This window comes from Plesiomonas shigelloides, assembly GCF_900087055.1.
GTDB classification, from domain to species: domain Bacteria; phylum Pseudomonadota; class Gammaproteobacteria; order Enterobacterales; family CAMTGL01; genus Plesiomonas; species Plesiomonas shigelloides.
Genome location: NZ_LT575468.1, coordinates 3,200,657 through 3,212,840, shown reverse-complemented (window position 1 = coordinate 3,212,840; position 12,184 = coordinate 3,200,657). Strand labels below are relative to the sequence as shown.

9 protein-coding genes are annotated in these 12,184 nt (G+C 56.1%); all 9 read right to left on the bottom strand.

Going from position 1 to position 12,184, the window contains the following annotated elements; genetic code table 11:
• Window positions 1-95: 95 nt before the first annotated feature.
• The 9 genes from NCTC9997_RS14305 to NCTC9997_RS14265 all read right to left on the bottom strand — a co-directional run bounded on the left by NCTC9997_RS14305 (window position 96) and on the right by NCTC9997_RS14265 (window position 12,136).
• A complete protein-coding gene (locus NCTC9997_RS14305) occupies window positions 96-1,490 on the bottom strand; it encodes a uracil-xanthine permease family protein (protein ID WP_039046096.1) in 1,395 nt (464 codons plus the stop codon).
• A 438-nt stretch (window positions 1,491-1,928) separates the two neighbouring features.
• Window positions 1,929-4,016, bottom strand: a complete 2,088-nt coding sequence (gene recG, locus NCTC9997_RS14300; RefSeq protein ID WP_064978306.1) for an ATP-dependent DNA helicase RecG — start codon at window positions 4,014-4,016, stop codon at window positions 1,929-1,931.
• Between the two features lie 3 nt (window positions 4,017-4,019).
• On the bottom strand, window positions 4,020-4,715 hold the full coding sequence (trmH, locus tag NCTC9997_RS14295) for a tRNA (guanosine(18)-2'-O)-methyltransferase TrmH (protein WP_064978305.1): 696 nt from the start codon (window positions 4,713-4,715) through the stop codon (window positions 4,020-4,022).
• 6 nt (window positions 4,716-4,721) lie between these two features.
• The gene (gene spoT / locus NCTC9997_RS14290; protein WP_010864938.1) at window positions 4,722-6,842 is read right to left on the bottom strand and encodes a bifunctional GTP diphosphokinase/guanosine-3',5'-bis pyrophosphate 3'-pyrophosphohydrolase; all 2,121 of its coding nucleotides are present in this window, start codon (window positions 6,840-6,842) and stop codon (window positions 4,722-4,724) included.
• Between the two features lie 26 nt (window positions 6,843-6,868).
• Window positions 6,869-7,144 carry a DNA-directed RNA polymerase subunit omega gene (gene rpoZ / locus NCTC9997_RS14285; protein WP_010864937.1) on the bottom strand — a complete coding sequence of 92 codons (276 nt, stop codon included), beginning with the start codon at window positions 7,142-7,144 and terminating at the stop codon, window positions 6,869-6,871.
• A 63-nt stretch (window positions 7,145-7,207) separates the two neighbouring features.
• The gene (gmk, locus tag NCTC9997_RS14280) at window positions 7,208-7,831 is read right to left on the bottom strand and encodes a guanylate kinase (RefSeq protein ID WP_010864936.1); all 624 of its coding nucleotides are present in this window, start codon (window positions 7,829-7,831) and stop codon (window positions 7,208-7,210) included.
• Window positions 7,832-8,220: 389 nt separating this feature from the next.
• Complete coding sequence (locus NCTC9997_RS14275; RefSeq protein WP_010864935.1) at window positions 8,221-8,580, bottom strand: YgiW/YdeI family stress tolerance OB fold protein; 360 nt, start codon at window positions 8,578-8,580, stop codon at window positions 8,221-8,223.
• Between the two features lie 560 nt (window positions 8,581-9,140).
• Window positions 9,141-11,024, bottom strand: a complete 1,884-nt coding sequence (locus NCTC9997_RS14270; RefSeq protein ID WP_064978304.1) for a methyl-accepting chemotaxis protein — start codon at window positions 11,022-11,024, stop codon at window positions 9,141-9,143.
• Window positions 11,025-11,269: 245 nt separating this feature from the next.
• Window positions 11,270-12,136 carry a LysR family transcriptional regulator gene (locus tag NCTC9997_RS14265; RefSeq protein WP_064978529.1) on the bottom strand — a complete coding sequence of 289 codons (867 nt, stop codon included), beginning with the start codon at window positions 12,134-12,136 and terminating at the stop codon, window positions 11,270-11,272.
• Window positions 12,137-12,184 lie beyond the last annotated feature (48 nt).

Here is a 12,184-nt window from a genome sequence, read left to right as displayed (position 1 = left end):
CAGCCTTACTAGAGGGTAGCCCAATAACTTGTCAGACAGATCACGTTCATCGGATGTGACAGACACCGGCCACCGATGTGGCCGGTGAGATGGGATCAGCGTGGTTCGGCAGGCAGGATCAGATTCAGGGCAATTGCAGTCAGGCCACCGGCGGCAAGGCCAGATGACAGCACGCTTTTTAGCCACTCAGGGGCAAATTGCAGAATTTGTGGTTGCTGCGCCACACCCAGCCCCATCGCTAACGAGATAGCGATGATCAGCACGGCGCGGCGATCCAGTTGTTCACGGGCCATGATGCGCACACCGGCAGCGGCGATCGAGCCGAACATCACGATAGTGGCGCCGCCTAAGACCGGCTCAGGGATACTCAGCACCCAGGTCGCGATAACCGGGAACAGACCCAGCAGGGCCAGCATGGCGGCCACGGCATAGCCTACGTAGCGGCTGGCTACGCCGGTCATTTGGATCACGCCATTGTTCTGGCTAAAGGTGGAGTTCGGGAAGCTATTAAACAGGCCGGCCAGCGCGGAGTTTAAACCATCGGCCAGCACGCCGCCTTTGATACGGCGCAGGTAGACCGGGCCACACACCGGTTGTTCGGACACTTCCGAGGTGGCAGTGATATCGCCAATCGCTTCCAGCGAGGTGACCAGAAAAACCAGCACCAGCGGCAGCAGCAAACTCCAATCGACACTCAGACCGTAGTAGAGCGGAGTAGGGATCATCAGCAGCGGCGCATCGTGGCTGGTGGTTGGCAGCATATCCAGCGCCCACGCCAGCAGGCAGCCCGCGCCCATGGCAATTACCAGTGACGCCACGCGCAGGTATGGATTACGCTGACGATTGAGCAGGACGATAATGCCCAGCACGGTACCGGCCAGCAGCAGGTTTTTCGGGTTACCGAAGCTGCCATCGCCGAGCGCACCATAGCCGCCACCGATGGAGACCAGCCCCACTTGGATCAGGGTCAGGCCAATTAAGGTGACCACAATGCCGGAGACCAGCGGGGTGATCACTTTTTGTGCCAGATGCAAAATGCGGGATAACAGCACTTCGCTAAAGGAGGCCAGAATGATGGTGCCAAACAGTGCCGCCATCATGGTCGGGACATCGGCGCCGCCTTGTTTGAGCGCCAAGCCACCGGCGATGATCGGGCCTAAAAAGTTGAAACTGGTGCCTTGAATCGAGAGTAAACCGGAGCCAATCGGGCCTAAAGTCCGGATGGTCAGGAAGGAGGCCAGACCGGAGACAAACAGTGACATGCTGATGATGCGTTGGGTGTCGGCAGCAGGCAGGCCCAGCGCCTGACAAATCAACAGAGGCGGGGTGATCACGGCCACGAACATTGCCAGCAGATGCTGACCGGCGGCAAACAGGGTTTGCGGCAGCGGCGGGCGGTCGTCAAGGCGGTAAACCAGATCCGGATTACGGCGGGAAGTGCTGGCAGGAGTGGTATCGAGGTGTTCCGTTTCGATAGCTTGTGAGCTCATGCTGATTCCAAAATGTCAGAGTAAAAGGATTCGGTTAACTGCTGTGACCAAGGCGATGGCTCGCCGTGCGGGTGGTCGTGCGTTCGGTATCGGTGCGGCGTCTGCGCCGTCTTATCGTGTCGGGGGGCAAGACGGCAGGTCATGCGTCTTTTCCTCTTATCCGGCGATAAATTATTCCAGTAATAGCGGAAGCAACCGTAAGTTCAGTACTGGCTGGTGTGCACGTTAAGCAGATAATGGCGCGCATTTTAGCCAGCTTTCGCCAAAAAGCAAACGTTTGCTTGTGATGGCGGTAACTTTTTTGCCGTGACATGCGTGTGGCTGCATAGCGGTGGATATATCAGAGAATATCTCGGGAAATACAGTGCAAGAACGCAGAGGACTATCAGGCGAGCCAGTTGGCGCGCATGCGGGAGTACACCGCAGTGTGCCGCGAGATTAAGCCTGAGAGTAATCGGTTCGCCGTGGCAGCCAGCGCTCGATTAAGGCGGCGGCGTGCTCGGGATAGCGCTCGTGCAGGTGACGGGCCAGTTTTTGCACTTCGGGGATCAGCGCCTGATCGCGCAGCAAGTCAGCAATTTTAAACTCAGCCAAACCGGTTTGCCGAGTCCCCAATAGCTCACCGGGGCCACGGATTTCCAGATCGCGCTGGGCAATCACGAAGCCATCGTTACTGTCGCGTAGCACGCTCAAGCGCTTTTGCGCGGTGGCGGTGAGTGGGGTCTTGTACAGCAGTACGCAGTGCGAGGCGACCGCGCCACGGCCAACCCGGCCACGTAACTGGTGCAACTGCGCCAAGCCCAGTCGCTCAGGGTTTTCGATGATCATCAAACTGGCATTCGGGACATCCACCCCCACTTCAATCACCGTGGTGGCGACCAGCAAGTCTAACGCGCCGGCTTTGAACTCGGCCATGACTGCCTGTTTTTCGGCGGCTTTCATGCGGCCATGCACCAAACCGATGCGCAGTGCCGGTAATTGCAGACGCAGATCGGCGGCGGTGTCTTCGGCGGCTTGTGCTTCAAGCTGCTCGGATTCTTCAATCAGGGTGCAGACCCAATAGGCCTGACGTCGCTCTTGCTGGCAGGCATCGCTGACGCGGCGGATGATATCGGCGCGTCGGGTATCGGGGATGGCGACCGTGGTGACTGGCGTGCGTCCGGGCGGGAGTTCGTCGATCACCGAGGTGTCGAGATCGGCATAGGCGGTCATCGCCAATGTGCGCGGGATAGGGGTGGCGGTCATGATCAGCTGATGTGGATACAGGCCGTTGCTGGCCCCTTTTTCGCGCAGGGTCAGACGTTGATGCACCCCGAAGCGGTGCTGCTCATCAATGATAATGAGGCCCAAGCGAGCAAAGTGAATTTCTTGCTGGAACAGCGCGTGGGTGCCGACCACCATCATGGCCTCGCCATCGGCGATCGCTTGTTGCTCCGCGATTCGTGCTTTGCCTTTTTGCTTGCCGGCTAGCCAGCCGACCCGAATGCCTAGCGGCTCAAACCAGCTGCGAAAGGTGGTGGCGTGCTGCTCGGCTAATAGCTCGGTCGGTGCCATCAAGGCCACTTGCTGACCGGCGCAAATGGCTTGCAACGCCGCCAGAGCGGCCACCAAGGTTTTACCGGAGCCGACATCCCCTTGCACCAAACGCATCATCGGCTGCGCTTTGGCCAAATCGGTGGCGATTTCACTCACTACGCGCTGTTGGGCACCGGTAGGCGAAAACGGCAAGGCAGCTAAAAACTGTTGATACAACGCGGCCTGCTGACATGGCGGCAAGCTCGGCGCTTGATGCGCTTGGGTTCCGGCGCGGACTTGTAGCATGCTCAGGTGATGGGCTAACAGCTCTTCGAGGATCAAGCGCTGCTGCGCCGGATGGCGGCCATGCTCCAGCGCCTCGGCGCTGATATCGGGCGTGGGCCGATGCAGCAGGTTTAACGCCTGCACAATGCTCATCTGACGGTGATTGAGGCTGTCGGGCAGTAACTCGGGGATGGCGACGCTATCGAGCATCGCTAATGCTTGATCGGTGAGTTTGCGTAAGCTGGCTTGCTTGAGCCCTTCGGTCGCCGGATAAACCGGGGTGAGCGTCTCTTCGACGCTGCTATCGGCCTGCTCACCGAGCAAGCGATATTCGGGATGCATCATCTCGGGGCCAATTTGCCCGCGTTTGACTTCACCAAAGACGCTGATGCGACGCCCCACCGCCAGCGAGTTTTTCATCGCCGCGGTAAAGTGGAAAAAGCGCAAACTGAGGATGCCAGAGCCATCACTAATCCGGCACAGCAGCATGCGCCGCCGACCACCGGTTAACTCACAGCTTTGGATGGTGCCTTCGACTTTGGCATGCACCAGCGGGAGCAAGCCGGCAATCGGCGTGATGCGGGTACGGTCTTCATAACGCAGTGGCAGGTGCAGCAGCAGATCCTGCACCGAGTGCAGGCCAAGCTTATCCAGCTTACCGGCCATGCTGCTGCCCACCCCAGACAGGGCGGTCAGCGGCAGTGCATCGAGCAGACGCCCGCGCATCGCTTAGTTATCCGCCGCCTGGATCGTCGCCCACCACTCGGGCGGTGCCACGATTTCGCCGTGTTGGTCAATCTGCGGCATCGGCAGCCCTTTGCGGCGCGCCACTTTGGCAATCACCGGATAGCCGCCTTCATACAGCAGACGTTGCTGCTCTTCTTCGCTCAGGCGACTGGCGGCGCTGCTGTCATACATGCCCGCCAGCTGACGCTGACGTTGGGCTTCGTACAAAATCAGCGCCGAGGCCACCGACACATTCAACGACTGCACCATACCGACCATCGGGATGATGATCTGGTGATCGGCTAACGCCAGTGCTTCTTCGCTGATACCGGTTTTTTCCTGACCGAGCAAAATGCAGGTTGGGCGGGTGTAATCGATGCTGCGAAAATCCACCGCTTTATCAGACAGGTGGGTGGCCAGCACTTGCATGCCTTGCGCTTTGAGATGGCCGACTGCCGCGCCAATGGTGCGGTGAGTGCGGATCTCCACCCAGTTGTTGCTACCGGCGGCGGTAGATACCAACGAGCGCATCCGATCGCCTGGCCATACCGCATGCACTTCGTGTACGCCGACCGCATCGGCGGTACGGATCACCGCCGACACATTGTGCGGCTTGTGCACTTGTTCCATGCAGACAGTCAGATCAGGCTGGCGCAAGGCCAGCATCTGTTGGATCCGTTGAAAACGTTCTGGAGTCATGATTAATCAGTAACGGTTACGGCTGACCTTGATGACATCCGGCATTACCCGGATTTTGCGCATGATGTTGGCCAAGTGAACCCGGTCGTGTGCGCTTAACCGGATGAAAATGTTGTACACGCGGCCATCGCGCTCTTCGGTGGTCAGGTTGTAAATATTGGACTCAGTGGTGGCAATCACCGCGGTCAGATCAGCGAGCGCGCCGTGATGGTTCACCATCTCGACTTTGATCTCGGTAATAAACTCTTGGCTAGCGGCGGATTTATCCCACTCGACGGCCATGAATTTTTCCGGCTCTTTCTGATAGCCGCGAATGTTGCGGCAAGACTCATGGTGGATCACCAAGCCTTTACCTGGGCTGACGTGGGCAATGATCGGATCGCCCGGAATCGGTCGGCAGCACTTGGCAAAGGTCAGCAAAATGCCATCGGCACCGCGGATCGGCAGCTTTTTGTGCGGTAAGGCTTTTCCACTTGGCTCCGGTTGCGGCTCACTGACTTCCTGTTGCAAACGGCGAGCAATCACCACGCTCATGGCATTACCGAGGCCAATTTCGGCCAGCAGGTCATCTTGCGTGTGCAGTTTCAGGTCATCCAGCACGCGTTTGACTTTCTCTGGCGCGATATCTTGCAGTTTCACACTGCCTAAGGCGTGATTGAGCAGGCGGCGGCCAAGGCTGACCGAGTCATCGCGTTTGAGGTTTTTCAGCATCTGGCGGATTTTGGCCCGCGCTTTGGAGCTGACCACAAAGTTGAGCCACGCGGCGTTTGGCCGGGTGCCCGGTGCGGTGATGATTTCCACCGTTTGCCCCGAGCTTAAGGCTTGCGACAGCGGGAATGGCAGGCGATCAACCCGTGCGCCAACACAAGTGTGGCCGATATCGGTATGCACCGCGTAGGCAAAGTCCACCGGTGTGGAGCCTGCCGGCAGCTCGACAATGCGGCCTTCCGGCGTGAACACGTAAATCTCATCGGGGAACAGATCGGATTTCACGCTCTCGATAAACTCAAACGAGTTACCGGCACTTTGCTGCAGCTCCAGCAAGCTTTGCATCCAGCGCTGGGCGCGGATTTGCGCGGTCGAGACCGACTCGCCTTGCTGTTTGTAGGCCCAATGGGCCGCCACCCCCATCTCTGCCATCTGATCCATATAATCGGTACGGATCTGCACCTCAACCGGTACGCCGTGCGGGCCGATCATCGAGGTGTGCAGGGATTGGTAGCCGTTGGCTTTGGGAATGGCAATGTAATCTTTGACGCGACCAGGGCGCGGTTTGTACAGACTGTGCATTTGACCGAGCACGCGGTAACAGCTGTCGACATCTTTGACGATCACCCGAAAGGCATAGATATCCATGATCGAGTGAAAACGCTGCTCTTTGAGCCGCATTTTGTTGTAGATGGAGTAAAGGTGTTTTTCTCGTCCGCTGACTTTGGCGCTGATCCCCACTTCACGTAGGCGACCGTCAATTTCGGATAAGATCTTTTGGATCATCTCTTTACGGTTGCCACGCGCCGCTTTCACCACCTCTTTGAGGACGCGAAAACGATTCGGGTACAGGGCTTCAAAGCCTAGCTCTTCCAGCTCGGTCTTCAGGTGATGAATACCCAGACGGTGGGCCAGCGGGCTATAGATTTCGAGCGTTTCGCGCGCAATACGCCGACGTTTATCAGGGCGCAGTGAGCCTAAGGTGCGCATGTTGTGCGTACGGTCGGCCAGCTTGATCAAAATGACGCGGATGTCTTGCACCATCGCCATGATCATTTTGCGAAAGTTTTCGGCTTGGGCTTCTTTCTTATCGCGGAATTTGAGCTTATCGAGTTTGGACACGCCCTCGACCAGCTCGGCCACGCTTTTGCCAAACCGCTCTTGCAGATCTTGATGGGTAATATCGGTGTCTTCAATCACGTCATGCAGCAGGGCTGCCATCAAGGTTTCGTGATCGAGGTGCATTTCGCCCAGAATACAGGCCACCGCCACCGGATGGGTGATGTAAGGCTCCCCGCTGGAGCGGGTTTGTCCTTCGTGTGCATCACGCGCAACAATAAATGCCTGCCTGAGGCGATCTATCTGATCCTCAGGCAGGTAGCGCTGTGCAACTTGGTACAGGCTCTCAAATAAATACAAGGCTTAAGGCGCACTCTGTAACAGAATTAACGACGGCCTTCAGCGATGGCTGCAACAGCTTGCAGTTCAGCCGCTTCTTGCTCCTGCTGTTCTTGACGCTCACGGGCATCCAGAATGTCAGCGTTGATCAGACCATCTTCGATCTCGCGCAGGGCGATCACGGTGTACTTGTCGTTCTCTTCCGGGACAAGCGGATCTTTACCCTGGGTTTGCATCTGACGCGCACGACGTGCAGCGACCAGTACCAGGTCAAAACGGTTACCAACTTTCTCAACGGCGTCTTGTACGGTTACGCGGGCCATGAACGACTCCAATGGATCCAATAGGGAAAAGACAAATGACTAGAAATGATACTCAATCCGAGCTTACTCTGCCAACAATTTGCTGATCATCGCACCGTGGCGCAGCCCCTGACGCTCTCGTTTTAGGCGCTCGGCGCGGATAATGTTCTTCAGATCAACCAGCGCTTGATCGAAATCGTCGTTCACGATCAGATAGTCATACTCATCGTAATGCGACATCTCGCTGACCGCTTTGGCCATGCGCTTGGCGATCACGTCATCACTGTCCTGACCGCGGCCACGCAGGCGGCGCTCCAGCTCTTCCCGTGACGGTGGCAGGATGAAAATGCTGCGTGCCTGAGGCATTTGCTCACGCACCTGACGTGCACCTTGCCAGTCGATATCCAAGAAGACATCGATGCCCTGATCCAACACTTTTTCGATGGTCGGGCGGGAAGTACCGTAATAGTTACCAAATACTTCCGCGTATTCTAAAAACGCTTGCTGCTCAATCAGCGCTTTGAATTCATCCACGCTGATAAAGTGGTAATGCTCACCATTATTCTCGCCCGGACGTGGTTCACGGGTGGTGTGCGACACCGAAACCTGCATGTCGTAGGTTGGGTGAGTTTTCAGCAATGCATTGATAAGGCTGGATTTACCAGCACCGCTCGGAGCGGAAACAATATACAGAGTACCTTTGGGCATAATGTCACTATACAGTTGCAGGTATACGGTTACAGGCATCCAGTTACAGGTACCCCGGTACGGGTGCCGAGCAGTGAAGTCGGTGACCGCCGCTATACGGGCAAAGGCCGGGGATTACGGGACGACAGGCTGTCAGTGTGCGGCGGTGCCTTTACGGCTAACCGAGCGGCAACTGACGGCGGGTAAACGATCATTTTAGCCCAAATTGCTCAGGCTGTCGTCAGGATTGTCAGGATCTGCGTTAGCCTCATGAGTGAGGTGCCCGATGAACGCGTATTGTCTGAAGAGGTTATCTGAAACTGTTATCGGAAAGGGAAACAGGGAAGACGGTACATCTAGGCATGCAAATACAGCCACCTAAGACGCGTTGCTTAGGTGGCTGAACAAAATTATTTCACTAACGAGATGGATTTCACATCCACTTTGTTTTTATCCATGCCCCACTCGCGATCGTATTCACCGGTAATTTTTACGGTGTCGTTCGGGCCGGCATTCACGCCATTCCACACTTTCTGATCGATCTCGACTTGGATTTCGCCGCTGCCGTCAGAGAACAGGTATTTGTCATGGCTAACTTGAGAAACCAGTTTGCCTTGCAGGGTTACCCACGCATCATTTTTCTGGTTAGCCAGATCTTTTACGCTGACTTGAGCTGCGGCTGGAGTACCGGTATAGGCTGCCATGGCCGGGGCCGCAGACAGAGCAGAAAACAGCGCCAGTGGTAATACGAATTTCAGCATTTTGTTCATAACGACCTCGGTAGATGGTTAAGCCAATTAAGTTAAGCTAACAATTCAGTGAGCGGGATACGCGGTATCCGTCATAACGATAGGTGTTGCTTAACGATGGAATGAATCATAACGCCAATTTTCTGAATGCGGGATGAATGAAAAAGTCAGTTTCTGTTTTTATTGGTTTGGCGTAGTTAGATACCATTGGTTACAGGTGCGCTAACAAAAACAAGGCCATTTATCACACCAATAATTATTTAACTCATTAATTATTCGGCACTATTTTATTAAATGCTTGGCGGTAAATTTATTTTTTGTCTGCGTGGTTTGGTCGGTGGGTTATTAAAAGTAGGCTAACCCTAAAAATAGGGGTTAGGTTATTTTCGGATGTGTTATATCGGATATGTTCTGCGGCGATAAGAATAAAGTTGAATATCAAGGCGGCATTTGAGTTCTGCCAAAAGAAAATAAATCAGGGCGACTGGTGTCGCCCTGATTTATGCCGCTAATAGAGCCAAGTTCTGGCGATAAAAAGCAGTGATAACAACAGTTATAAAATAACCGCTATAAAATGACCGTTATAAAATAAAGGTCGATACTTGCTGGCTCAGATTGCTGGCGCGACCTTTCAGGGCTTGCGCCTGATCCAGATCGCGCATGGCCGCGGCGGTGATCTCGTCGGTTACATCTTTGATCGCGGTGGTGTTCTGGGTGATTTCCCCCGTCACTTGGGTTTGCTCCTCGGCGGCGGTGGCAATCTGACTGGCCATATCGGAAATCAGCGCTACGGCATGAGTGATCTCTTCCAACGCTCGCGCCGCGGCATCGGCATCCTCCACACTGTTACCGGCCAGCGCCTGACTGGTTTGCATCAGACTCACCGCGCGGGCGGTGGTTTGCTGCAGGGTATCGATGGTGGAGTGGATCTCCTGCGTGGAGTCTTGGGTACGGCGTGACAATACCCGTACTTCGTCAGCTACCACCGCAAAACCGCGCCCTTGCTCTCCGGCGCGCGCCGCTTCAATCGCCGCGTTCAGTGCCAGCAGGTTGGTTTGCTCGGCAATGCCCTGAATGGTGGACAAAATACCGGAAATCGCCTGCGCATGCTGACTCAGCGCGCCGATCACTTCGGTGGCTTCGCTGACTTCATCGGCCAGATTATTGATGGACTGACGGGTCTTATTCACCAGCACTTTGCCTTGCTCGCTGCTGGCGGTGGATTGCTGAGCGGCGGTAGCCGTTTGCTCGGCGCTGTTGGCAATCTCTTGGGTGGCGCTGGCCATTTCGGTCACGGCGGTGGCGACCATGGTGACGTCTTGCTGCTGGCGCTGTAATTCGCTGACCGCTTCTTGGTTGATGACCAAGCTACGCTCGGCATCGGCGTTCAATTCGGTGGCCAAGGCGCGGATATGGGTGATCAGTTGATGTTGACTGCCGACAAAGCGGTTGAAGCTGTCTGCCAGTTGGCCGACTTCATCTTGAGTGTTAACCACAATGCGTTGGGTCAGGTCGCCGTTACCGTCGGCAATGCGTGCCAGCGCGCGCGCCACGTTACCCAGTGGGCCGAGCAGCACGCCAATCAGGTACGAGATAGCCCCGATGCTGCCGACCAACACCAGCAGTGCCAGCCCCAGTTGGGTCAACAGCAGGTTTTGCAGCGGTGCTTCCAGCGTGTCTTTATCCAGCACCAACACCAGCTCCCAATCGGTATCGGGAATGTTGGTAGCCCACACCAGCTTGTCGCGCTGCTCTTGCTCGAAATACAGCGGCGTCAGGGTATGGCCGTTTTTGCTCTGTTCGATGGTTTGGTTGTTCAGATCGTTATCGATTTCCGAAGCGGAGCGCATCGCCTTGGCCGCATCTTTATACGCGATCACCGTACCGTCTTTGTGCATCAAAATGGCAAAACCGTCGGCGGGCAGCACCATCTTGCTGATATCTTCCACGATCGTGTTAATCGCCAGATCGCCGCCCACGACCCCACTGACAAGGCCAGTGTTAACCGGCTGGGCAATGGTCAAAATAGTGCCTTCTGCCGCTACGCCCAGATAGGGTTTGGTGGTGATCATCTTGCCCTGTTGGCTGGCTTCCTGATACCACGGACGCGAGCGCGGATCGTACTGACTGCGATCGATTGTCGGGTCGGCATCGTGCATCACGCCATCGGCTTGACCAAAATAGGTCAGCTGGAAGCGACCGGAGTTTTGAGCTTGTTGCAGTACCGTCAGGGGTTGGGCGGAGATTTTACCGGCCATGGCCTGAATTACATCACGTCGCGCTGACAGCCAATCGCGAATGCGCTCCGCTTGCTGAATGCCCAGACGCTCGGTTTGTTCTTGCGCATCTTGCAACAAAATGGCTTTTTGCGCCGAGTAGCTGCGCCAAGATAACAAGGCGATCACCAGCGTCAGTGCCAGAGTGACCGAAAGGAGAATTTTGTGTTTGAGTGATAGCGTCTTCATAGGCGTGCTTCCTGATTGCTCCTGCATACGGCGCGGACGGATTACTGATCATCTTGGCTAGCGGCGTCGCAGGCGAAATCTGAAAGCGCAATGTTCTATTTTGTGACCGAGTCGTGCTTATCATAGCCAGAATGTAAATTCTGTGAAATTAAGCGACATTTCGTGCGGTTAATTGGGCGCGTCGAGTGCAAGCTGCGGGATGCATCACACTGGCTTGGGTACGCGCCACGTTGAGGGGCGATGGGTTAGCGGATCTCACTGAACTCGGCCACCGTGCGGCAAAATTCTTGCAGCAGTGGCGTGGTCGGCGCGGCTGGGCAGACGAGTCCGATTGTCCAGCACGCCGCGGGCTCGGTCAGGGGCAATACCCGCACCGCCGGATGATCGACCAAGGTGGACGAGGGCAAAATAGTCCATGCAATCCCGGCGGCGGCGGTGGCAATTCCGGCCGCAAAATCATTCAAATAATGCAGGCGCTGAAAACGTAGCCCGCTTTGCGCCAAATAGTGCATCAAGTTGTCGTAAAAAGAAGGCGCGCGATCGCGGCGTAACATCGCTAGCGGGTAGGCGGCCAACTCATCTAAGGCGTGGACGGGCGGGTAGTCAGCCGGCAGTACGGCCACAAAGTTGGCTTGCACCACCGGCATAGCATACCATCCGCGTGGGGCGGGTAGACGACAAAACCCCAGATCGAGACGATTTTCGCTTAAGGCTAAGATTTGGTGATGGGTGGACAGATCGTGCAGTTCAATATTAACCAGTGGCCGCTCACGGCGAAAGCGCGCCACCGCCGCCGGTACCAGACGATTGGTCGCCACACCAAAGCCGACTCGCAGCAGGCCACGGTTGCCGGCCAGCACATCTTGGGCAGTCAGCGGTAATTGCTCACTGCGGCGCACGATGTCGCGCGCTTCATCCAGCAATGCCCGTCCAAGTGGGGTAAGCGTGGTAGCGCCGGCACTGCGGGCCAGTAATGCGCCGCCGAGCGCTTGCTCCAGCCGTTTAATCTGCTTGCTGAGCGCCGATTGGGTAATGTGCAGCCGTTCGGCTGCCTGACTGAAATGCAGGACATCGCTTAAGGTGACAAAGGCTCGCAGATCGCGCAGTTCCATAGCTTCCCCCATCATTCCTCTGTGGAATGAAAAAGCAGATTAAATGTC